Here is a 22,549-nt window from a genome sequence, read left to right as displayed (position 1 = left end):
GTTCGGCTGGGTTTGAAGTTAGCTTTGTCATGTATTCATCTTTAAAATTAATCGTTATGAAAAATCTAATGTTAAGCTTATCCGCCTTACTGTTCGCTATAGGCAGTCAGGGGCAAAATACGAATACGAAAGCAGAGGTTAAAACAGTTACTACCACTATTAAAGATTCGAAAGGAGAAAAAAAGATTGTAAAATCGGAAGAAATCAAAGAGGTTCAGAACATTGAACTAGAAGAAGCCCAACCGAATACTTTAAACATTCCTATGAAGGAAAGTCCGGTAGCCGTTACCACTAAAACCAAAGTGATGGTCGATGGTGAGACCAAATCAGAAGTAGTAAATCATTCGGCTTATTACAGCCTCGGGGGCGCTAACTATCAGATTAAATCGGATAAAATGGGCTATGTAATGACAAGTCCCAATAGTAAAAACTTGTCACTTTTAAGAAAAACTTCCAATAACAATTATATTTTTAAGAACAAGGATAAATTCTCTGTTGGGTATTTTGACGCAAGCGGTAATCTGATTTTAGAGACCTATGATGAAAAAACAGACTCGGTAATTCTTGAGAAATATACTGTTGTGAAGCCTTAATATATTCATGTTTTGTTTTGTTAAAAAAGCCCAAGCAATTTAATTACGTGGGCTTTTTTTATTCGTTATGTAAAAACGATTGTCTGTTGAGCAAGGTTTCTTCACTCTCCACATGATTATCATCCGGAATACAACAATCTACCGGACAAACCGCGGCACATTGCGGTTCTTCATGAAACCCTTTACATTCGGTACATTTACTTGGTACGATATAATAAATATCGTCTGATATAGGATTTTGTGCTGCATCAGCATCTACTTCGGTACCATCCGGTAAAATAACTTTGCCGTGTAATTTGGTCCCGTCTTTATAGCGCCAATCGTCAGCTCCTTCATAAATAGCCGTATTTGGACATTCCGGCTCGCATGCACCGCAATTGATACATTCGTCTGTTATAATGATTGCCATAGCTTATTTTTAATTAATTTTGCGCAAAATTACAATCAAAACCATTCATAAACAAGCTACTCATGACACAAATCGATAAAAAAAAATGTTTTGCCGAATTAGGGAAGTTTTTGCGCCAATTTTCGTTGGATCAAAACACCCGAGACGAAGCAGTACTGCACAATGATTTGTATTTTGATGCCTTTGTGGATTTGATTCATTTGTCGCAATCGCACAATGGTTGGTTTACGCCAGAGCAGGTCTATTTTGCAGTTCAATCGTGGGCTGAAGGGTTGCAGGAAGACCAATTAAACCAATGGCTCTCCCGTTATGATTTAGCGAACGTAAAACCTAAAACGGTGGGGTTGATTCTCGCGGGCAACATCCCCTTGGTGGGCTTTCACGATTTTCTTTCTGTGTTGATTTCAGGACATAATGTCTTGGTTAAGACCTCATCTAACGATCAGCATTTGATTAAATTCTTAGCTAAGTATTTAATTTCTGTGAATCCAGAAATGGAAAAAGCGATAACCTTTACGGATGGGAAGTTGGAAAACTTTGATGCAGTCATTGCTACCGGCAGTAATAATACGGCGCGTTATTTTGAGTTTTATTTTAAAGACAAACCCAGCATAATTCGCAAAAACCGGAACTCGGTAGCCGTTTTAACCGGGAAAGAAACGCAGGAAGAATTGGTTCGTCTTGGCGAGGACATCTTCCGTTATTTCGGATTGGGTTGTCGCAATGTTTCCAAACTATTTGTGCCAAAGGACTATGATTTTCAACCTTTCTTTCAAGCCATTTACGAATACAAAGACGTTATTTTTTACGAAAAATATTCTAACAATTACGATTATAACAAAGCGGTTTTCCTGATGAGTAATTTTAAACTACTGGATAATGAATTCCTGACTTTGAAAGAAGACAGCAGCTACGCCTCTCCTATTTCTTCGGTCTTTTATGAATATTATGAAGAGATTGATGCTTTGAAAAATCGTTTAGAAAATGAAAGCGAACAAATTCAATGCATTGTTTCCAAAGACGTAATCGAAAATTCAATTCCTTTCGGACAAACCCAAAAACCACAACTTTGGGATTACGCGGATAATGTAGATACTCTGCAGTTTTTGAGTCAAATTTGATTAAAAAAAGAAACGGAATTTTATAAACTATAACGTTTTCGTTAATAACATCGTTTAATTAGAACTGAATTCCAATCACTTATTCAACAGCAGTTTCCGAAATTTGCCTCACTATTTTCAATCACACACCATGAAAAAACACAATTATAGCGCCGGTCCTTGTATCCTACCGCAAGAAGTATTCGAGAAATCGGCACAAGCCGTTTTGAATTTCAATAATTCCGATTTATCGCTTTTAGAAATTTCGCACCGAAGCAAAGACTTTGTTGCTGTAATGGAGGAAGCCCGTGCCTTGGTTTTAGAACTTTTAGGATTGGAAGGCAAAGGTTATCAGGCGTTATTTTTGCAAGGCGGTGCCAGTTTAGAATTTTTAATGGTTCCTTACAACCTAATGAAAGTTGACGGTAAAGCGGCATATTTAGACACAGGAACTTGGGCCAACAACGCTATCAAAGAAGCTAAATTGTTTGGTGAAACTGTGGTGGTGGCCTCTTCTAAAGAACAAAATTACAATCACATACCGACTGAGTATACTATACCTGCTGACGCCAGTTATTTTCACTGCACCAGCAACAATACTATTTTCGGGACGCAAATGAAAACATTCCCAAAAACGACCGTTCCTGTGGTTTGCGATATGAGTTCGGATATCTTTTCGAGAAGTATGGATTTCTCTCAATTTGATTTAATTTATGCCGGAGCTCAGAAAAATATGGGTGCTGCAGGAACTACCTTGGTGGTGGTTAAAGAAGAAATACTGGGAAAATCAGGCAGAGCCATTCCGAGCATCTTGGATTATGAAAAACACATCAAAGCGGAGAGCATGTACAACACGCCGGCGGTTTTTGCGGTGTATACCTGTTTGCTAACGTTACAATGGTTAAAAAAACAAGGCGGTATTGCGGCAATTGAAAAAGTAAACGAAGCCAAAGCGGCCTTGCTTTATAACGAAATTGACAACAACAGTATGTTTAAAGGAACTGCTGCAGTGGCCGACAGAAGTAGCATGAATGCAACCTTTTTGTTGGAAAACCCGGAGCTACAGGAATCCTTTGACAAGATGTGGAAAGAAGCGGGGATTTCGGGGATCACCGGTCACCGTTCTGTAGGAGGCTACCGTGCTTCGATGTACAATGCGTTGCCCTTGGAAAGCGTTCAGGCCTTGGTAGATGTGATGAAGGAATTTGAGACCTTATACAGCACTCAGTCTCAGTTAGCCGAATAAACTAGCCCGGATTGCAGTGGAAATCCTTTTTGTTTTCGGACAAAAAGATTGTAACGGAAAGCCGGAAACAGCTCCTAAAAAAATAAAATTTAAAACGATCAGCATCGAGAGGTGTTGACATAAATAAAGCATAAAATGAAAGTATTAGCCAACGACGGAATTTCAAAAAGTGGTATCGTAGCCCTGGAAAAAGGTGGATTTGAAGTGATTACTACCAAAGTAGCTCAAGAGCAAGTTGCCAATTATATCAATGCCAACAACGTTTCCGTAATTCTGGTAAGAAGCGCCACCAAAGTGCGTAAAGATATTATTGATGCCTGTCCGGGACTAAAAATCATTGGTCGTGGCGGTGTCGGGATGGACAACATTGATGTGGATTATGCGCGCAACAAGGGATTGCATGTGATTAATACGCCGGCTTCGTCATCGGAAAGTGTGGCCGAATTGGTATTTGCCCATTTGTTTACCGGAGTTCGATTTTTACACGATTCGAACCGAAATATGCCTTTGGAAGGTGATACTAACTTTGACGGTTTGAAAAAAGCGTATGCTAACGGTATTGAATTGCGTGGGAAAACTTTAGGGGTAATTGGTTTTGGAAGAATTGGACAAGCTGTAGCTAAAATGGCATTGGGCTTGGGCATGAAAGTGATTGCAGCCGATAAATTTGTTGATAAAGCTGAAGTAAAAGTAGATTTTTACAACGGGCAATTCATCAATGTTGAATTTGAGACCGAGCCAATGGAAGATGTTATCAAACATTCTGATTTTATTACGCTACACGTTCCGGCTCAGGAAGGTTATGTGATTGGTAAAGCTGAATTTGACTTGATGAAACAAGACGTCGGAATTGTAAACTGTGCCCGTGGTGGTGTGATTGATGAAGTCGCTTTGGTTGAAGCGTTGGATGCTGATAAAGTATTGTTTGCTGGTTTGGATGTTTTTGAAAACGAGCCTACACCGGAAATTAAAATCTTGATGCACCCAAGAATTTCATTGACACCACATATTGGGGCGGCAACTTTGGAAGCGCAAGATAGAATTGGCACCGAATTAGCCGAGCAAATCATAAGCTTGTTAAAAGTTGAAAATGTATAATAGATTTTTATAATCAAGTACTGTAAAACCACGTTAAGGCGTGGTTTTTTTATTTGTTAAAGTTGTACCAAAGACTTGTTGTTTTTAGTAATTTTACAGGAAATAAAGGGTTATGAAAAAGCTACTTTTCTCTATCTTATTTGTGTTTGCCTTGGCTTCCTGTCATTTTGATAAAAACATAACTTCCAAAGCCAAAACGCCAGATACTAAAGTTTCGGATACCGTTCGGATTGCTAATGATGCTTTAGAATATGAGGTGATAATTATTGATTCGGGCTTTAACAGCTGGTTGCTGGGGCAGGCAAAACCTCGAGGATATTACTCCGAAACCTATTTAGAAAACAGAAATCAGATTTATGTAACCGAATGGAACAGCCGAGCAAGACAGCCCCAACGGTTTAACTCCAACTTATACGAAATGGAGATAAATTACAACCCCAGCATTCATTATGGATACGAAGTAAACTATCTGATATATAATTACTTTATTTATTTTCAAATGGTCAATAAACAACAACTGGCAGGATTTGTGCCAAGACCATAAAATGATTAGATTTGTGGAACTTTACTCTTGATGGCAAATTTTAAACAGCGTTGGCATATCAAATCAAATTGGCAAATGGTTGTCATTATTGTGGTATTTGCTGTTACCGGTTCTTCGGCGGCTTATCTTTCTAAACCCATTTTGGCCTTATTCGGTATTGTAAAAGGAAGTATTTCCGGTTGGATTTATTACCCTTTGTACATACTACTCATTTTTCCGGTTTATCAGGTTTTATTGGTTAGCTATGGTTTTCTGTTTGGGCAATTTACTTTCTTTTGGGCTTTTGAGAAGAAACTCCTGAAAAGTTGTGGTTTAGGTTTCTTGTTTCCGGAAAAAGAAAATCCCGAATAAATCCGGGACCTTCTAACCAAAAATTATATAAACGTAACTAAACCTCTATTTTTCTTGTTGTATTAAATTAAAGAAATCATTGCGCTGTTCTTTCTCGTTGAAAATCCCGCCATACTGAATGGTAGAAGTATAACTGCTTTCATCTTTAATACCTCGACTAGACACACAAAGGTGTTTAGCTTCCATGACCACTATAACACTATCGGTTTCTAATACCGTTTTCAATTCGTTGAAAATTTGCATAATCAATCGCTCTTGCACCTGTGGTCTTCTTGAATAGTAATCGACAATTCGGTTTAGTTTGGATAACCCAATCACTTTTCCGCTGGATACATAGCCAATGTGCGTTTTTCCTATGATAGGTAAAAAGTGATGTTCACAAGTTGAGTTGAAACTGATGTTGGCTTCCACCAGCATTTTATCGTAGTGATAGGAATTTTCAAAAACCGAAATTTTAGGTTTATTGGCCGGGTTGAGTCCGGAGAAAATTTCCTGAATAAACATTTTGGCTACTCTGTGAGGCGTTCCCTTTAGGCTATCATCTGTCATGTCCATTCCCATTTCTTCCATAATAGCATGGAAATGGTTTTCGATATTGAACATTTTTTCTTCATCTGATTTGATAAAAGCATCAGGTCTTAGTGGCGTTTCTGCAGAAGTCATTTGATGATTGTCGCCTATCAGTTCAAATAATTCTTTTTCAATGGTGGTGTTCATAAGAATTAATATTTTGTTCAACAAATATAAGTTTTAATTAAACAAATATTTTTAATTAACACCAATTTATAAACTATTCAACCATAATTAAATCCTATTCTCCCCATTAAAAGAAAATACTTTGTTACTTTGTGAAAAATTGCATCGGATGATAATTGCCAAAAACATTCATAAATATTACGATAGTTTACACGTTTTAAAAGGCGTTGATTTGCATATTCAAAAAGGAGAAATTGTCTCTATTGTAGGTGCTTCGGGGGCTGGAAAAACCACTTTGCTTCAAATACTCGGAACGCTTGACAATGCAGGCAAATCGAATGAAACGTCGCTTGTTATCAATGGCGAAAATGTATTAAAAATGAATGACAAAGCCCTGTCGAAGTTCCGAAACTTACACTTGGGTTTTATATTTCAGTTTCATCAGTTATTACCCGAATTCACTGCTTTAGAAAATGTTTGTATTCCTGCCTTCATAGCCGGAAAAGACAAAAAGGAAACCGAAGCGGAAGCCAAAAAACTGTTAGCTTATTTAGGTTTGGCCGAAAGAAGTCATCACAAACCTAACGAGCTTTCGGGTGGTGAACAGCAACGTGTGGCTGTGGCTCGTGCCTTGATTAATAAACCGGCTGTTATTTTTGCCGATGAACCTTCGGGAAATTTGGATACGGCCTCTGCAGAAAATTTGCATCAATTGTTTTTTAAACTTCGAGAAGAATTTGGACAAACCTTTGTTATTGTGACCCATAATGAAGAATTGGCTAATATGGCCGACCGGAAACTGGTAATGAAAGACGGTTTAATTATATAACGCTATGCTGCTAATTCTGCTCAGTTGGGTTTATATTTTTGGGACCGCCCTCAGTTTGGGAACCTATTTTTCCAAAAGATTGCAAATTCTGCCGACTGATATTGTTTTCACTGTTGTTTCAGGGTTATTGGGTATAACGCTTTTAGCAAGTGTCTGGGCTTTTTGGTTTCCTATAGCTATTGGGTTTCATTTAGTTTTACTGTTTATTTCTTTGCTTTTGGGTTATAGAAATAAAGCACTATTAAGAGCACTTTTGCAAAAGATGTTGTTACAATTGAATTCGTTCAGCAAACCGATTAAACTTATTTTTAGCATTAGTTCTCTACTGATATTGGCACAATGCGCTACTGCTCCCTATATTGTTGATAATGAAACCTATTACATCCAAACCATTAAATGGTTGAATGAGTATGGATTAGTAAAAGGATTGGCCAACCTACATTTATTTTTAGGACAGACCAGTGGCTGGCATATTACTCAAAGTGTGTACAGCTTATCATTTCTGTACGACCGTTTCAATGATTTGAATGGATTTCTTTTGCTCCTACTGAATTTCTTTACCTTTCAAAAATGGCAGGAATTTAGCATTCATAACCGAAAAATTGATTTGCTCTTTGGTTTAATACCACTTACTTATGCTTTCCTTTTTCAATTCATTAGCGCGCCTTCACCTGATTTACCGGTTTATGTTTTCAGCTTTTTATTGTTTTCCTATTATCTTGACAACAATGATGTATCTAAAGCCATTCAACTGAAAAAGATAGCGGTGTTAGCCTTGTTTGCTGTTTATATTAAGATTACTGCCGCAGTCCTTTTGCTCTTTCCATTGTTGTTATTTTTCAAACATTATAAAACCGTAAATAAAGAGTTAACTTCTATTAAGTTGCTTGGCACTTTAACCTTTTTAGTATTCGTTTTAAAAAATATCACACTCACCGGTTATCCCTTATTCCCTTTGCAATTCATGTCTTTTCCCGATTTGAATTATAAAGTCCCGACCGAAATCATGGACTTTTTCTTCAGTAAAAACATGTTGCATTCTTTCTATATTCCTTTTAATTCATATGCTGATGTTTCGGTATTGTTCATGATTAAACAGTATTTTTTTCATAACGGAATTGATGGAATCATCGGTTTAACAACGCTTTTACCTTTATTCCTGTTCCCTTTCATCAGTAAACTATTTGCATCAAGAAAACAATTATGGGTCATTTACGGAAATTTCATCTTACTGCTCATACTACTATGTATTAGTTCTCCGCAATACCGTTTTTATGTTTACTACACACTTTTCTTTGGTTTGTTACTGCTGACCATTTTGCTTAAAAACGCTAAAAATATTATAGCATTACACGGAATCAGCTTAACTCTCGTGACTATATTGGTTTTCATTCCTATTTCTTTTAAAAGTGTTACCACTAACCATTTACTGGCTGACAACAGTTTCTTTCATTTAAAAAACATACTGCAACCGGAGCCGAATACTAAATATTCCTTGAAATACAAAGGTGATAGCAGAGGTAATTTAAAGTTCCATACCCCCATAAACCCGCCTTTATTTTGGATTACCGGTAATGGTGATTTACCGGCGGTCAACTCGGAGCAACTCATCTATTTTGAAACCAATTTTCACTATATGCCGCAACAGCGGAGCTTTAATTTAGCCGATGGTTTCTATGCACAAAAAATAACCGGTCATGACTAAAACAGAGCTCAAAGATTTTCTGGATGAAAAAGTACTGCTCTATAATAATCCGAAATTTATTGAAAGTGATCCGATACAGATTCCGCATCAATTTTCACTGAAAGAAGACATAGAAATTGCCGGTTTCCTAACAGCAACCATAGCTTGGGGGAATCGCAAAATGATTATTAATAATGCCCAAAAACTAATGGAGCTGTTGGGCAATTCGCCTTATGACTTTGTGATGAGTCATCAGGAGCATCATTTAGAATCACTGGAAACTTTTGTACACCGCACTTTTAATGGTCAAGACTGCATCACATTTATGAAAGGATTGCAAAACCTTTACACCAATCATAGTGGTTTAGAAATGGCTTTCGCCAAAAATCAGCAAGCACTTTCAATGCAGGATAGTATTTCCGTATTTAAAAAGTTGTTTTTCGAAGTCAATCACCAGCAGCGAACCACCAAACACATTTCTGATCCCAATAGCGGCTCGGCGGCAAAACGTTTAAACATGTATTTAAGATGGATGGTTAGGAATGACCATAAAGGAGTGGATTTTGGTCTTTGGAAAAGCATTCCTACTGCAGCACTCTCCTGCCCATTGGATGTACATTCAGGCAATGTTGCACGAAAACTCGGGCTGCTCTCTCGAAAGCAAAATGACGGCAAAGCATTGTTGGAATTAGATACTGCATTACGCGAAATGGATGCCAACGATCCGGTCAAATACGATTTTGCACTTTTTGGACTAGGCGTTTTCGAAGGATTTTAAAAACAAACCGCCCAATAAAATTTATTGGGCGGTTTACTAATTAGCAATAGTTTCGAAGTTCATATTCCCCACTTTCATAATACTCAATGCACAAGAATATTGAAGTATTAATCGTATTGTTTCTTTTTTGGGTAACATTGTTGTTTTTGCTAATTTTCGTTTAGAGTAAAGTTTTGCCATAGAAACTATAAATTGGTTTAGTTATATCTATAACGCAAAAAAATCTCCTTTATTGTCTACGAAGGCAAATAAATTTTATTTTTTTCAATTACTTTTCTGAGATTGGTCATGGCATAACGCATTCTGCCTAAGGTAGTGTTAACGCTAACCCCTGTATAATCTGAGATTTCTTTAAAACTCATGTCTAAATAATAGCGCATCATAATCACTTCTTTTTGATCGTGAGGCAATTCTTCGATGATGTTTTTTAAATCAATTTCCACCTGATTTTTTATCATACGGGTTTCAACATTTAAAGCATTGTCTTTAATTCTTGAAAAAACAGATATCTCATCAGTATCACGGTTCAAAGGCATTTTTTTGTCGTTTCTGAATTTGTCAATAATCAAATTACTGGCAATCCGTAAAACCCATGACAAGAACTTGCCTTCTTCGTTGTAGTACTTTTTAGTTTTCAGCGTATGGATAACTTTGAAAAAAGTTTCCTGGAAAATGTCCTCCGTCACATCTCTGTCCGAAACTTTGGAATAGATGTAGCCGTAAATTTTGGATTGGTGTCGGGTTACAAGTATAGCCAAAGCGTTTTCATCGCCGGCAATGTACTTATCCACTAATAAAGCATCAGGAAGTTGTGATTTAGCCATAATATTACCTTTTAGTAAGGGTTAAAAAGAGAGTTTTTAATCTAAAAAGTAATTTTTTGCTATAGGCTAACTATTGTTTGTGAATTAATTATGAACCAAATTTAACATAATTTTAAACAAATAAACAAATTTAAATTGAAAAATTAACAAAAAAACTCAAATTAGACCTTTAAACACTGTTGCTTAAATTCGGTTATCGATATAATTTTAATACCAATACGAATTGATTATCTTTGTGCTCATTCCCTTTTTTTGCTATGAAAAGTACTGATATTGCCACATTAGAACCTAAAAAAAACATCCTCATCAAGGGGGCTCAAATACACAATCTAAAAAATTTGGATGTTGTTATTCCGCGAAATGAATTGGTGGTTATCACCGGTCTTTCGGGATCCGGAAAATCAAGTTTGGCCTTTGATACGCTTTATGCAGAAGGACAACGTCGTTATGTAGAGAGTTTATCTTCTTATGCGCGTCAGTTTTTAGGAAGGTTGGACAAACCCAAAGTAGAATACATCAAAGGCATTGCTCCGGCCATTGCCATTGAGCAGAAAGTGAATACCACCAATGCCCGTTCAACCGTTGGAACCTCTACCGAAATTTATGATTACTTAAAACTGCTTTTTGCCCGAATCGGGAAAACTTTTTCTCCGGTATCCGGCAATGAAGTAAAAAAAGATACCGTTTCCGATGTAGTTAAAACCGTTACAACTTTTGCATTAGACAGCAAATGGTTACTCCTTTCTCCTATTCATTTAGAAGAAGGTCGAAAACTGGAAGACAAGCTTAAAGTGCTTTTACAACAAGGTTTTGCGCGTATTTTGGTCAACAACGAAATGGTCCGTTTGGATGAAATCGACCAACACTCGTTAGATAACAAAGACATTTTACTAATCATCGACCGTATCGTTGTTAAGGACGAAGAAGATTTTTACAATCGATTGGCTGATGCCGTGCAAACCGCTTTCTTTGAAGGTAAAGGTGTTTGCTATTTACAGGAATTAGATAGTAAGAAGCGATTAAAATTCAGTGCCAATTTTGAACTGGACGGCATTACTTTTTTAGAACCTAATATTCACCTGTTCAGTTTCAACAATCCTTATGGTGCTTGCCCAACTTGTGAAGGGTATGGCAATATTATTGGTATTGATGATGAATTAGTAATTCCTAATACAGCGCTTTCCGTGTATGAAAATGCTATTTATCCTTGGCGTGGCGAAAGCATGAGTTGGTACCGCGACCAGTTGGTAAACAATGCCTATAAATTTGATTTCCCCATTCACAAACCATACTTTGAACTAACAGAAGCACAAAAAGACTTGGTTTGGAAAGGCAACAAATTCTTTACCGGCTTAGACGATTTCTTTCAGGAACTAGAGGAGAAAAACTATAAAATTCAGAATCGCGTGATGTTATCGCGTTATCGTGGTAAAACCAAATGCACCACTTGTAAAGGCAAGCGTTTGCGCAAAGAGGCGAATTATATCACCGTTGGAGGCAAAACTATTTCCGAATTGGTAGACCTGTCTATCAAAAGATTGATTCCGTTTTTCAATGAATTAAATTTATCGGAGTATGATGCTAAAGTGGCTAAGCGTCTTTTGATTGAAATCAACAACCGCCTGGCTTTCTTGAGTGATGTAGGTTTGGATTATCTGACATTGAATCGAAACTCAGCCACTCTTTCCGGAGGAGAATCACAGCGAATTAACTTAGCAACTTCTTTGGGAAGCAGTTTGGTAGGTTCGATGTATATTTTAGACGAACCCAGTATTGGTTTACACCCAAAAGATACCGAGCGTTTGATTAAGGTTTTGAAAAATCTACGCGATTTAGGGAACACCGTCATTGTGGTTGAGCATGATGAAGATATTATGAAAGCTGCAGACAGAATTATTGATATAGGTCCGGAAGCCGGAACGTTTGGAGGAGAATTGGTAGCCGAAGGAACCTTTGATGAAATCCTGAAATCGGATTCTTTAACGGCTCAATATTTGAACGGACAATTAGCAATTTCGATTCCGAAGAAAAGACGTAAATCAAACAATTTTATTGAAATAAAAGGAGCCCGCGAAAACAATTTGCAAAATGTAGATGTGGCTTTCCCTTTAGAAAGCTTGACCGTTATTACCGGAGTTTCCGGCAGTGGAAAAAGTACTTTGGTAAAGAAAATTTTATTCCCGGCCATGCAGAAAAAATTGGAAGGTATAGGAGACAAAGCCGGACAGTTTACTGAAATGAAAGGAAGTTTTTCGCATATCAAGCACATTGAATATGTAGATCAAAACCCTATTGGAAGAAGTTCACGTTCCAATCCGGTGACCTATATTAAAGCGTATGATGATATCCGGGATTTATATGCCAAAGAAAAATTGTCTAAACTTCGTGGTTACCAGGCCAAGCATTTCTCTTTTAATGTGGATGGAGGTCGATGTGAAACTTGTAAAGGAGAAGGTTCGATAAACGTAGAGATGGTTTTCATGGCCGATGTTTCCTTACCTTGTGATACTTGTGGCGGAAAACGTTTTAAGAAAGAAGTCTTAGAGGTGGCCTTTGAAGGCAAAAACATTGATGATATCCTAACGATGACCATTGATGATGCCATTGCTTTTTTTGCCGAAAACAAACAAACCAAAATCACACAAAAACTGCAACCTTTACAGGATGTTGGTTTGGGCTATGTACAATTAGGACAATCCTCTTCTACCCTTTCGGGTGGTGAAGCACAGCGAATCAAATTGGCTTCCTTTTTAGTAAAAGGAGTTACCAAAGAAAAAGCACTATTTGTTTTTGACGAACCTACAACCGGCTTACATTTTCATGACATTAAAAAATTATTGGCTTCCTTTGATGCCTTACTTGAAAAAGGACATTCTATTATTGTTATTGAACATAATTTAGATTTAATCAAATGTGCCGACTGGATTATTGATTTGGGTCCGGAAGGTGGTGAAAATGGTGGACAGTTACTGGCTGTAGGAACTCCGGAAGAAATTATAAAAAATAAAAAATCAGTTACCGGTTTTTATTTGAAAGATAAACTGTAAAATAAAAAAGCCTTTTATTTCAGAAGGCTTTTTTTTATCTCTAATTTGAAATTATTCTACAATAATTTTCTTGGTGATTTTCTTAGTATTTGTCTGCAAAATGGCTAAGTACATTCCGCCAGCCAAACCTTGTAATGGAATGGATTCTATTAAATGAGCATTTTCAATTTGTTTATGCAAAACTTCTTTCCCTTGTGCATCAATCAGTGAAAAAGTGTAAGCTGAATCAGTTATAGTTCCGATGTTAATATTCAAAGTATCTTTGGCCGGACTGGGATAAAAACTCACTTGATAATCACTCTGAAAATTTTGATTTACTAAAGCCGAAGTACTGGCTTTGGCAAAATGCATCGTGGCACCAATAGCAGCTTTAGCCACATTATAATTGTATACGGTATCCATATAAATAAGTAAATCGGTATTGGTGTGCTTGTGTGTCGTTTCATTGGTTTCAAAAAAACCGGTGATGATTTCGTTATTGCTTTGAAAAGACATATAATCCGAAGCATAAGCATAAGATAAATAAGCGCTCAAAGGAGAATATAAGGAAACACAAGTCATTAACTCATTAGTCATAGTGCTGGATAGCAAATTGTTGGTTGAAGGAGAATTACTGGTGTCTCTTTCACAAGTGATGGTATCATTTGTCATGCCCGCTACGCCACCCACTTCATCCAAATTAAAGACCAAACGGATATCCATTTTTGGAGTAGTTCCGTTTACAACAGAGGAAACAAAATGCTGACTTCCTTTTAAACCGTCTTCCTCTCCACTAAAATTGATGAATTTTATAGAATACTCGGTTGGTATATTTTGCAATAATCGAGCGATTTCCAGTATAGAAACCAAACCGCTACCATTATCATTGGTTCCTGTGCCCCCGGTAGAGTCATAGTGACCACAAACAATCAAATAAGTATCCGGATATAGTGTTCCAATTTTGGTAACAATCAAATTTTTACAAACAGCGGTAGAACCGGAATAAGTATAGGAGTCTTCCTGAATTTGACTCGTTGTATAACCATAGCTCAAGTATTTATTTTTTAACCAATCGAGTGTGTTTTGCAAAGCAGGTGTGCCACGCTTTTTTAAACCTAAATTTTGGTATTCGGTTAAATTTGTAGTGATGTTGGTTTGTGAACATTGTTCAACTATACTGCCATAATAAGGAATAAACTCTTGGGCAAAACTCGTTGCCGTTAGCAGTAATAAAGAAAATGAAAATAGTAGGTTTTTCATTGTGGCTATCAAATATTTTGTGGTATTCGTTTACTAATTGGTCCCAAATGTACTAAAAAAACAATACCATTTTTGATAGTCGAGTATTTTAATCTGATAAACTCGCACTAGTCTAACCTTTCTAATCATTTGAATTTCTTGCATTTAAATTATATTAATCAAACCTTAAGAATTGAATTTGGTATTGTGGCACACGTATTGAAATACCCTAAACAACAGAAACCTTTTCTGTTCGAAGAAGCTGAAAATCGAAAGAGTAAGCAAAAAACTCAAATACGCATGATTATGAAAAAAATTACACTTTTAGTAGCTGGAATTTTACTGTTAGGAAATGCAGCGAAAGCATCAGAAGCCAAAAACACTTCTGGTGAGGAAAGAAGAAACCGTTATAGTTTCGACGAGCCAATCTCGTTTACAGAAAGAGGCATTGAGTTTTTCGTTTTTCCAAATGGTGACTTTGATTTTAATACCCGTCCACAAGACAGCCAAGGGGACTACTATTATAGAACCGCCGGAAAAAGAGAAGCGAAAACGGCAGCCCGAAGACCAGTAAATTATGGTGTTCTTATAGAGCACGATAGTTTCGGTAGAGTAAGAAGAATTGGTAACACGTTTATCAACTATGATTCAAGAGATAGGGTAAATCGAATTGGCAGTGTTTATATGAAATACAACCGACACGCTTTAACACAAATTGGCGGAATGCGAATTGTGTACAATTACAGAGGCGATATTGTAGACATGGTAGGTAAAATCAAAGGTTGGGGAAGTTACGGTTATTCTTATAACTATGACAACGACCGTGATGATGATGATTACACTTCTTCAAATAATGGTGGTAATTATTACTACAGAGGAGAAGGTTCAAAAGCAAAAACAGCAGATGAAAAATAATAGGTTAGTTTTGATTGGTTAGAGTTTTGATGAAGAAAACCCCGCAAAGTTGCAAGACAATGCGGGGTTTTTGATTTGTATATATTGCACTATTAGTGACTTCCTTCTACTTCTATATCATCCACATCGATGTTTTGTTTTTTCAAAATACCTTTTACCAACACAGCAAATAAAGTCAGGTAAGCAAAACAAATAACCGCTACAAAATAAGATTGGTGAATGCCAATGATATCTGATAATTTTCCTTGAATTGGCGGAATAATACCACCACCCAGAATCATCATAATTAAAAAAGCTGAACCTTGTGAAGTATATTTTCCTAAACCAAGTACCGATAAAGTAAAAATAGCCGGCCACATGATACTACAAGCCAATCCTCCTGCCAAGAATGCATAAATAGCAACTGTTCCCGATGAAAATAACCCGATAAGCATAGCTAACATTCCAAAACTACCAAAAATCATTAAGGTTCTTGCCGGTTTATCTTTACTTAAAAAGAAAGCGCCAATTTGAAGTAACACACAGAAAACATAATAATACAAAGGCTTCATGTCTTTTCCGGAAAGTATGTTCACTCCCAATATAATTCCGAAGGCAATTAACGGGATAATAATCAAGGCTATGGTTTTATTAGTTCCTTTTAAATTAAAAACACTAATGGCACCGGCCCAACGACCAATCATTAAACTTCCCCAATACATGGAAATATAAGGGGCAATATCTGATGATTGCAGACTACCGAATTCTTTAAGGTTCAATAAACTTCCTAAATTACTTCCAATGGCTACTTCTACACCAACATAAGTAAAAATGGCTAACATCCCTAAAACCAACTGCGGATATTGCATGGCACCCCAACCTTCCGCTTTCTTTTGTGCAGAAGCATATGACAATAATAATCCTCCAACCACAACGGCTAAGGCACCGAATAACCAATACATTCGGTATTGTTCCAAGCCTTCCATTTGTACTTGATCATAAGCCGCAGTATCGATTTGGTAGGTTTTAAAAATCGGCACAAAACAAGCAGCCAATAAAATGGTCATAATTACCAACATTCTCAAGGCTTTGTTTGCTTTTTCAATAGGTTCATTCGCTTTACCGTCAGGCACTTTTTTAGAAAAAAAGAATAATGCAGCTGCTGCCAAAAACAACAGTCCAACGCCAACATACAAGAAAATAACTTTGTTTAATTCTAAGTTTTTTATCTGATCTTCCGATACCGAAGCGGCTGTGCCAAATAAAGCCAAAGCCACTACAATAGGGCCAATAGTAGTTCCAAAGGAATTGATTCCACCACCTAAATTTACTCGGCTTGCTCCTGTTTTTGGGTCTCCTAATAAAATAGCAAATGGCTGTGCAGCGGTTTGTTGCAATGAAAAGCCTAAAGCTACAATGAACAATCCTAGCAACATTCCGGCATAAACATTCGCTTCAACAGCTACAATCATGGCTCCGGCACCTAAGGCTGAAAACAACAAACCATAAACAATACTTCGTTTGTAACCCCATTTACCCACTACATCTTTACCACTACTATTGCCAAAAGCAAATAACAAAAGTGCTCCTATGTAATAGGCTGTATAAAAAGCAAAATCGACTAACTGTGATTGAAACTGATCTAACGAAAAATAACTTTTACAAAAAGGAATAAAAATACTGTTTCCGGCAGCAATGAAACCCCAAAAGAAAAATACTGTAATCAAAGTATACAGCGCGGGGTAGTTGGTTTTTACATGATTTGAACTCATAAGTTTGGTTGGTTAATTAAATTTAGTTGATCGGTTTAAAACTGATGGCAGTTCCTCCCCCGTTAGCCAAATGTAATTTAATTTTTGATTTAGAAGTAACTTGTATAGTTTTTATAGCATACGATTTTGGATTTTTTTGCCAATCTGCATCTACTCCATCAGCATAAATAGTGGCTGTGTATTTTTTGTTGGGAGAAAGAAAATCCAATTTAATTTCGGTATCTCTGGCATTTTCATCTGTAATGGCTCCCAAAAACCAATTTTCAGAATGTTTGTCTTTTCGGGCCACTGTTAAATAATCTCCTGGCTCAGCTTCAAGGTATTTACTATCTTGCCAATCAACCGCTACGTCTTTTATAAACTGAAAAGCATCGGGGTATTTTTCATAATTTTCAGGTAAATCAGCAGCCATTTGCAAAGGAGAATACATTGTTAAATACAAAGCCAACTGTTTTGCCAAAGTAGTATGTACTTGCTCTTTTTTAGTAGCATCATAAATATTCATTTTGATTTCAAAAATCCCCGGAGTATAATCCATAGGACCTCCCAGTAATCTGGTAAAAGGTAAAATCGTTTCGTGCATTGGCGGATTCCCATTACTCCAAGCATTAAACTCATTACCGCGGGCCGCTTCCGCAGCTATATAATTGGGATATGTTCTACTGTAACCCGTTGGGCGTGAGCTTTCGTGGGAGTTCACCATCATTTTATAATCGGCAAAACGTCGGGCCACAAAATTAAAATGGTTCACCATTGTTTGACCGTCATGGTATTCACCTCTTGGTATAATTCGGCCTACATACCCCGATTTAGCGGCAGGATAGCCATATTTTTTCATCAATTCCAATGCTCTGTCCAAATGTCTTTCGTAATTAGCTACAGAACCTGAAGTTTCATGATGCATTATCATTTTTATGCCTTTGGATTTTGCATAGTCGTTAACCGCTTTCAAATCAAAATCGGGATAAGGCGTAGTAAAATCAAAGACTTCTTCTTTCCAATTGCCAAACCAATCTTCCCAGCCTACATTCCAGCCTTCTACCAAAACACCATCAAAACCGTTTTTGGCTGCAAAGTCAATATAACGCTTAGTGTTTTCAGTCGTTGCTCCGTGTCTTCCTGAAGGCTTTAATTTTCCGTCGGCAGCATTTTGTGCATTTTGCGAACCGGCATAATCCCAAGTTGATTTACCTAAATGCATTTCCCACCAAATGCCTACGTATTTCATCGGTTTAATCCAGGAAGTATCTTCAAGTTTACAAGGCTCATTTAAATTCAAAATCATTTTAGAACCAACAATATCACGAGCGTCATTGCTTATCATAATCGTTCGCCAAGGCGAAACACACGGTGTTTGCAAATAAGCTTTATCACCAATCGCATTAGGAACCAAGTGAGAAGTCAGTTTATATTCGTTTGGCACTAAATCTAAATGCATTACAGGATAATTCACCACTGCCGCTTCAAAAATATTGATATACAATCCATCCGCTGATTTCATCATTAATGGCGACTGTATCACATATTTTCCGGCGATAGATTTTAAACCAATACCATTATTTCTATCAATATTATCAGTGTTTACTTCTGACAATTTGGTTTCGGTATATGGATATTCCTGACTGTCAAAATCACCCGGAAACCAGAATGCTTTGTGATTTCCGGCCAAATTGAATTGTGAAACTTCATCGGTCACAATAAAATAATTCAGCTTGGGCTGCTTCGGAAACTCATAGCGAAAGGCCACACCTTCATCAAATACGCGAAAGACAATATTCAGTTTTCTCCCCGAAGCTATTTGCGAAAGGTTAATTGTCATTTCGTTGTAGCTGTTTTTGATATTGGATTGTTCTCCCAAAACCGGCTGCCAAGTTTCATTGGCAGTTATCTGTTTGATGCTATCGATAGCAAAATTGGCCACTAAATCACCACTTTCTTTTAGTTTAATACCCAAGCTACTTTCGAAAATAACGGATTTGGTTTTATAAGTAACCGCATAAGTTGGTTTACCATCGGCAGTAAGTTTGAAAGCAACATTGATGGCTTTGGAAGGTGACTGAACATTTTGAGCGTAAATGGCAATCGTAAAAAACAACAGCCCCAGTAATGATAATTTTTTCATGAAAAGTATTTTGCAAAAGTGATTGGCATAGGCTTCTTTTTGATTACAAAAAGAGAACGATCTATAAATCAACCTATAATTTTCATAAAAATACTGTTATCTAAAAGAACACCAAATAGGCTTTTGAATTAGTTATTAACGAAAACGATTTCTTAAAGCATTTTACAGCAAGTAGTAATCAAAAAAAAATCCCGAACGAATCGGGATACTTTTTATTTTTCATCAACATAATCCTGAAGATAAGCAAATCGCGGGGTGAGTTTGCCGTTTTCGGTTATCTTGGCCCGTTGCAGAATACCATCTTTATCGCCATTGAAGAAAGCCGGAATCACATGTTGCATAAACATTTCACCAAATCCTTCGCTGGCATCTTTCGGCAATTCGCAAGGCAAATTATCAACCGACATTACCATTACAGAACCCGGATGGGTATAAGGTACTTCTTTGTTTTCGCTAGGTAAATAGCCAAAAAACGGATCCGCTATAGTCGAGGCTTTAGTAGTACAGGCAATAGGCCCGTCTACATCGCAAGAAATATCAGCCACCACTTTGATTTTACAATCAGCTGCCTGAAGCATTTCACGGGTTAAGATATCCGGTGCGCCGTTTCCATGAAAATGGCCGGCCATAAAAATATCCGCTACTTTAGTAAAACGCTCAAAATCGGAGGTGTATTCTTGTGGATTTTTATAAAAATCTTGGTTGTTCAAAACTGTACCATCCAGTCTTTTGTTATAATCCAAAACATCAATTTGAGTGTAAACCGGTTGGGTGTATATTTTTGTCAAAAAATCTGCAACAGCAACTTGCTTAACTTTCATGCCATCAAGAATTTCCTTTGCTCCCATTCCTACTTTACCGTGACCCGTTAAAACAATCTTGATATTGGGTAGGATTTGTCTTTTCAATCTAACGATTAAATCTTCTTTGCTTGTTAGTGTTTCCGCTTTGGGCAAAGTGAACAAATCGTATTTAATTCCGAAAGCTCTGAAGCCATTGTAAGCTCCCACGATTCCGGCATAACGACCAAAACCTATCAATCGACGGTTAGTAGCATCAACTATAGTTTCGTGGTCAAACAACTCAATATTTTTGGCTAAAATCGCTTGTAAAAGTTTGCGGTTATGCGCTTGTTTTTTGATGGTATGCGAAAAGAAAAAATACTTTTTATTCGGAATCAAATAATCTACCGGAATTTCTTTAACACCAAAAAAAACATCACAATCCGAGATATCTTCTGCCACTTCAATACCTAAATCACGGTATTCTTCATCTTTAAAAACACGAATGTCCGAAGACTCAACTTTTACGATAGCATCAGGGTGTTCTTGTTGAAGACGCAGCAATTCCTGAGGGGTAAAAACCACTCTTCTGTCGGGCGGATTTTTTCTTTCTTTTATAATTCCGAATTTCATATTAGGGACAATTTATTTGCCCCCAAAAGTAGGGGTAACGAAAACGTTTTCAAAACTTTTTAAGAAAAATTACAAACCCTCTTTTTTTGACAGGCATTGATACTTACCACCTTATAAAATACCGAATGTAAATTGTGAAAAACCTGTTAATAGCTTTCTGAAAAAGCCATTTTATCAGTACCTTGAATACTTATATTTGTTATCCAATTATATAAAAATGTCTCAAAAAATTATACGATATACCTCCTTGCTATTTGCCGCTGCTGTACTTTTTACGTCTTGTACCAAACAGGAAAAAAATGACGATGGTATTGTAAAAGTAAATAAAAACGGCATTCCGGTAATGCAGCCTTTGCAGGAAGAATTGCCTGCTTTAAAAACTTCATATATCAATGATAAGAAATATGGAGTGTCGCGTTTCTTTGAAAAAGGGTGGTCTGAAAAAAACGATAACGTAGCTTTTTTGGTTGCCAAAAACGGCCAGATTATTTATGAAAATTACATGGGGTACGCCAATAAAAGAACGGATGAGAACATAACCAAAGATACTCCGTTGCACATTGCTTCAGTGACCAAAGTTTTGACATCAACCGCAATTTTGATGCTAATTGATACTAAGCGAATTACTTTAGATCAAAAGGTAAATACCATTATCAAAAACTTTCCATATCCTGATGTTACTATCCAAACCCTGTTGAATCACAGAAGCGGAATGAAAAATTACGCTTATTTCACCTATGAAAACGGCAATTGGGATAAAAAACAAACACTGACCAACGAAGACATTGTTAAAGTTATGGTAGAGAAACAAATCCCCTTGGAATCAAGAACCGATACCCGCTTCAGCTACTGCAATACCAACTATGCTATGTTGGCATTAATCATCGAAAAAATTACCGGTTTAAAATATCCGGAAGCCATGAAGGAGATGATTTTTGCTCCGCTGGGAATGAACAATACTTTCGTTTTTGATATTACTAAAGACAGAGGAAACGTTGCCCCATCCTATAAAGGGAACAATGTTGAAATTGGTATTGATTATCTGGATGGCGTTTATGGCGATAAAAATATCTACTCCACACCGAGAGATTTGCTGAAATTTGACAAGGCCCGTTATGCACCCTTTTTCCTGAATTCCGACTTATTGAAAAAAGTCTACAAAGGCTATAGCTACGAGAGCAAAGGCCAAAGAAACTACGGACTTGGTGTCAGAATGATGGAATTTGAAAAAGGAGAACCTTTTTACTACCACAACGGTTGGTGGCATGGTAACACTTCTTGTTTTATTACTTTGCGAAAAGAAAAAGTTACGATCATTGTCTTATCCAATAAGTTCACCAAAAAAACCTATCAAACTAAAAAATTAGCGTCCCTTTTTGGCGATTACCCATTCAAATTAAATGATGAAGGCGAAGAATAATATACTTAGTGAGGCGTATTGCTTTAGCCTCTAAAATAACGTATCTTTGCCTCTAGTTTTGAACGAAGAATTCGTAATTCGTAATTCTAAACTAAATCTGGGGTCGACTGGTTTTGACAGCAAGTCGAATTGAACAGTAAGCACGTCGAGCATGGTACCATTTGCTCGTAAATCCAAGGGTACGAACTTATAAACGGCGAAAATAATTACGCTTTAGCTGCATAATCTGAATTATAGTAAGATTAGCCACGTCCCTACAAGGTAGGGAAGCTGGATTCACCTCAAAAGCCTTGGTTTATGGCGGTTGGTTTAGGTGAACCGTAAAAGTAAACCTAGGAAAGGTAATGTTCTGAATCCTTTCTGACACTCATAGAGCTAAGCCTCGGGTCGCTGTCTTTAGCATAGCCTGATGTCGAAAACCTAAGTAAAGACTAAGCGTGTAGAAAGCTCTTTAGTTGCTTGTTTGGACGGGAGTTCGACTCTCCCCGACTCCACTTCAAATCCTGCCT

General features: G+C 37.0%; 19 protein-coding genes and 1 other RNA gene. 13 read left to right on the top strand and 7 right to left on the bottom strand.

All coding sequences use genetic code 11. The features are described from left to right. Positions 1-56 precede the first annotated feature (56 nt). Positions 57-593 (top strand): hypothetical protein, encoded by a 537-nt coding sequence (locus tag GUU89_RS10225; RefSeq protein WP_162127820.1) that lies wholly within the window; start codon positions 57-59, stop codon positions 591-593. Positions 594-651: 58 nt separating this feature from the next. Here the strand turns inward: GUU89_RS10225 and GUU89_RS10220 are convergent, their stop codons facing one another. Beyond that, positions 652-1,002: a 4Fe-4S dicluster domain-containing protein gene (locus GUU89_RS10220; RefSeq protein WP_162127819.1), complete on the bottom strand. Its 351-nt coding sequence runs from the start codon at positions 1,000-1,002 to the stop codon at positions 652-654. A gap of 62 nt (positions 1,003-1,064) precedes the next feature. On the opposite strand from GUU89_RS10220, the gene GUU89_RS10215 reads away from it, so the two are divergent. The 5 genes from GUU89_RS10215 (at position 1,065) to GUU89_RS10195 (ending at position 5,341) form a co-directional block, all read left to right on the top strand. Continuing rightward, complete coding sequence (locus GUU89_RS10215) at positions 1,065-2,123, top strand: acyl-CoA reductase (RefSeq protein WP_162127818.1); 1,059 nt, start codon at positions 1,065-1,067, stop codon at positions 2,121-2,123. 130 nt (positions 2,124-2,253) lie between these two features. Beyond that, the gene (gene serC, locus GUU89_RS10210) at positions 2,254-3,348 is read left to right on the top strand and encodes a 3-phosphoserine/phosphohydroxythreonine transaminase (protein WP_162127817.1); all 1,095 of its coding nucleotides are present in this window, start codon (positions 2,254-2,256) and stop codon (positions 3,346-3,348) included. A 135-nt stretch (positions 3,349-3,483) separates the two neighbouring features. Beyond that, positions 3,484-4,446, top strand: a complete 963-nt coding sequence (locus GUU89_RS10205) for a D-2-hydroxyacid dehydrogenase (protein WP_162127816.1) — start codon at positions 3,484-3,486, stop codon at positions 4,444-4,446. Positions 4,447-4,558: 112 nt separating this feature from the next. Then, the gene (locus GUU89_RS10200; protein ID WP_162127815.1) at positions 4,559-4,990 is read left to right on the top strand and encodes a DUF6146 family protein; all 432 of its coding nucleotides are present in this window, start codon (positions 4,559-4,561) and stop codon (positions 4,988-4,990) included. A gap of 30 nt (positions 4,991-5,020) precedes the next feature. After that, positions 5,021-5,341 carry a DUF6787 family protein gene (locus GUU89_RS10195; RefSeq protein WP_162127814.1) on the top strand — a complete coding sequence of 107 codons (321 nt, stop codon included), beginning with the start codon at positions 5,021-5,023 and terminating at the stop codon, positions 5,339-5,341. 45 nt (positions 5,342-5,386) lie between these two features. Here the strand turns inward: GUU89_RS10195 and folE are convergent, their stop codons facing one another. Further along, on the bottom strand, positions 5,387-6,058 hold the full coding sequence (folE, locus tag GUU89_RS10190; RefSeq protein ID WP_162127813.1) for a GTP cyclohydrolase I FolE: 672 nt from the start codon (positions 6,056-6,058) through the stop codon (positions 5,387-5,389). 148 nt (positions 6,059-6,206) lie between these two features. Here folE and GUU89_RS10185 point away from each other — a divergent pair, with 148 nt between their 5' ends. From GUU89_RS10185 to GUU89_RS10175, 3 genes are read left to right on the top strand one after another with little or no spacing between them, the layout of a single operon-like run. After that, positions 6,207-6,866 (top strand): ABC transporter ATP-binding protein, encoded by a 660-nt coding sequence (locus GUU89_RS10185; protein ID WP_162127812.1) that lies wholly within the window; start codon positions 6,207-6,209, stop codon positions 6,864-6,866. Between the two features lie 4 nt (positions 6,867-6,870). Beyond that, positions 6,871-8,571: an LIC_10190 family membrane protein gene (locus tag GUU89_RS10180; RefSeq protein WP_162127811.1), complete on the top strand. Its 1,701-nt coding sequence runs from the start codon at positions 6,871-6,873 to the stop codon at positions 8,569-8,571. After that, complete coding sequence (locus tag GUU89_RS10175) at positions 8,564-9,328, top strand: TIGR02757 family protein (RefSeq protein ID WP_162127810.1); 765 nt, start codon at positions 8,564-8,566, stop codon at positions 9,326-9,328. Before GUU89_RS10180 ends, GUU89_RS10175 begins: the two co-directional genes overlap by 8 nt. Before the next feature lie 236 nt (positions 9,329-9,564). Here the strand turns inward: GUU89_RS10175 and GUU89_RS10170 are convergent, their stop codons facing one another. Next, positions 9,565-10,152, bottom strand: coding sequence for an RNA polymerase sigma factor (locus GUU89_RS10170; protein ID WP_162127809.1), 588 nt, complete (start codon positions 10,150-10,152; stop codon positions 9,565-9,567). Between the two features lie 257 nt (positions 10,153-10,409). On the opposite strand from GUU89_RS10170, the gene uvrA reads away from it, so the two are divergent. Beyond that, a complete protein-coding gene (gene uvrA, locus GUU89_RS10165) occupies positions 10,410-13,199 on the top strand; it encodes an excinuclease ABC subunit UvrA (protein WP_162127808.1) in 2,790 nt (929 codons plus the stop codon). Positions 13,200-13,250: 51 nt separating this feature from the next. Here uvrA and GUU89_RS10160 read toward each other — a convergent pair whose 3' ends face one another. Further along, positions 13,251-14,438 carry a M28 family peptidase gene (locus tag GUU89_RS10160; protein ID WP_162127807.1) on the bottom strand — a complete coding sequence of 396 codons (1,188 nt, stop codon included), beginning with the start codon at positions 14,436-14,438 and terminating at the stop codon, positions 13,251-13,253. Between the two features lie 285 nt (positions 14,439-14,723). On the opposite strand from GUU89_RS10160, the gene GUU89_RS10155 reads away from it, so the two are divergent. Then, positions 14,724-15,332 carry a hypothetical protein gene (locus tag GUU89_RS10155; protein WP_162127806.1) on the top strand — a complete coding sequence of 203 codons (609 nt, stop codon included), beginning with the start codon at positions 14,724-14,726 and terminating at the stop codon, positions 15,330-15,332. A gap of 92 nt (positions 15,333-15,424) precedes the next feature. Here the strand turns inward: GUU89_RS10155 and GUU89_RS10150 are convergent, their stop codons facing one another. The 3 genes from GUU89_RS10150 to GUU89_RS10140 all read right to left on the bottom strand — a co-directional run bounded on the left by GUU89_RS10150 (position 15,425) and on the right by GUU89_RS10140 (position 20,620). Then, positions 15,425-17,083: an MFS transporter gene (locus GUU89_RS10150; RefSeq protein WP_162127805.1), complete on the bottom strand. Its 1,659-nt coding sequence runs from the start codon at positions 17,081-17,083 to the stop codon at positions 15,425-15,427. A 22-nt stretch (positions 17,084-17,105) separates the two neighbouring features. Continuing rightward, positions 17,106-19,205, bottom strand: coding sequence for a glycoside hydrolase family 97 protein (locus tag GUU89_RS10145; protein ID WP_162127804.1), 2,100 nt, complete (start codon positions 19,203-19,205; stop codon positions 17,106-17,108). Positions 19,206-19,417: 212 nt separating this feature from the next. Further along, positions 19,418-20,620 (bottom strand): NAD(P)-dependent oxidoreductase, encoded by a 1,203-nt coding sequence (locus GUU89_RS10140; protein WP_162127803.1) that lies wholly within the window; start codon positions 20,618-20,620, stop codon positions 19,418-19,420. A 217-nt stretch (positions 20,621-20,837) separates the two neighbouring features. On the opposite strand from GUU89_RS10140, the gene GUU89_RS10135 reads away from it, so the two are divergent. Then, entirely contained in the window at positions 20,838-22,040 is a 1,203-nt protein-coding gene (locus tag GUU89_RS10135; RefSeq protein ID WP_162127802.1) for a serine hydrolase domain-containing protein, read from the top strand. Between the two features lie 99 nt (positions 22,041-22,139). Continuing rightward, positions 22,140-22,537, top strand: a transfer-messenger RNA (tmRNA) gene (gene ssrA, locus GUU89_RS10130). Positions 22,538-22,549 lie beyond the last annotated feature (12 nt).

Source organism: Flavobacterium phycosphaerae, from assembly GCF_010119235.1.
Lineage (GTDB): Bacteria > Bacteroidota > Bacteroidia > Flavobacteriales > Flavobacteriaceae > Flavobacterium > Flavobacterium phycosphaerae.
This window is presented reverse-complemented; position numbering and strand designations above follow the sequence as displayed.

Excerpts from the sequence above, each read along its gene's own strand:
- GUU89_RS10225 (WP_162127820.1), top strand. The coding sequence starts at position 57 with ATGAAAAATCTAATGTTAAGCTTATCCGCCTTACTGTTCGCTATAGGC.
- GUU89_RS10220 (WP_162127819.1), bottom strand. The coding sequence starts at position 1,002 with ATGGCAATCATTATAACAGACGAATGTATCAATTGCGGTGCATGCGAG.
- GUU89_RS10215 (WP_162127818.1), top strand. The coding sequence starts at position 1,065 with ATGACACAAATCGATAAAAAAAAATGTTTTGCCGAATTAGGGAAGTTT.
- serC (WP_162127817.1), top strand. The coding sequence starts at position 2,254 with ATGAAAAAACACAATTATAGCGCCGGTCCTTGTATCCTACCGCAAGAA.
- GUU89_RS10205 (WP_162127816.1), top strand. The coding sequence starts at position 3,484 with ATGAAAGTATTAGCCAACGACGGAATTTCAAAAAGTGGTATCGTAGCC.
- GUU89_RS10200 (WP_162127815.1), top strand. The coding sequence starts at position 4,559 with ATGAAAAAGCTACTTTTCTCTATCTTATTTGTGTTTGCCTTGGCTTCC.
- GUU89_RS10195 (WP_162127814.1), top strand. The coding sequence starts at position 5,021 with ATGGCAAATTTTAAACAGCGTTGGCATATCAAATCAAATTGGCAAATG.
- folE (WP_162127813.1), bottom strand. The coding sequence starts at position 6,058 with ATGAACACCACCATTGAAAAAGAATTATTTGAACTGATAGGCGACAAT.
- GUU89_RS10185 (WP_162127812.1), top strand. The coding sequence starts at position 6,207 with ATGATAATTGCCAAAAACATTCATAAATATTACGATAGTTTACACGTT.
- GUU89_RS10180 (WP_162127811.1), top strand. The coding sequence starts at position 6,871 with ATGCTGCTAATTCTGCTCAGTTGGGTTTATATTTTTGGGACCGCCCTC.
- GUU89_RS10175 (WP_162127810.1), top strand. The coding sequence starts at position 8,564 with ATGACTAAAACAGAGCTCAAAGATTTTCTGGATGAAAAAGTACTGCTC.
- GUU89_RS10170 (WP_162127809.1), bottom strand. The coding sequence starts at position 10,152 with ATGGCTAAATCACAACTTCCTGATGCTTTATTAGTGGATAAGTACATT.
- uvrA (WP_162127808.1), top strand. The coding sequence starts at position 10,410 with ATGAAAAGTACTGATATTGCCACATTAGAACCTAAAAAAAACATCCTC.
- GUU89_RS10160 (WP_162127807.1), bottom strand. The coding sequence starts at position 14,438 with ATGAAAAACCTACTATTTTCATTTTCTTTATTACTGCTAACGGCAACG.
- GUU89_RS10155 (WP_162127806.1), top strand. The coding sequence starts at position 14,724 with ATGAAAAAAATTACACTTTTAGTAGCTGGAATTTTACTGTTAGGAAAT.
- GUU89_RS10150 (WP_162127805.1), bottom strand. The coding sequence starts at position 17,083 with ATGAGTTCAAATCATGTAAAAACCAACTACCCCGCGCTGTATACTTTG.
- GUU89_RS10145 (WP_162127804.1), bottom strand. The coding sequence starts at position 19,205 with ATGAAAAAATTATCATTACTGGGGCTGTTGTTTTTTACGATTGCCATT.
- GUU89_RS10140 (WP_162127803.1), bottom strand. The coding sequence starts at position 20,620 with ATGAAATTCGGAATTATAAAAGAAAGAAAAAATCCGCCCGACAGAAGA.
- GUU89_RS10135 (WP_162127802.1), top strand. The coding sequence starts at position 20,838 with ATGTCTCAAAAAATTATACGATATACCTCCTTGCTATTTGCCGCTGCT.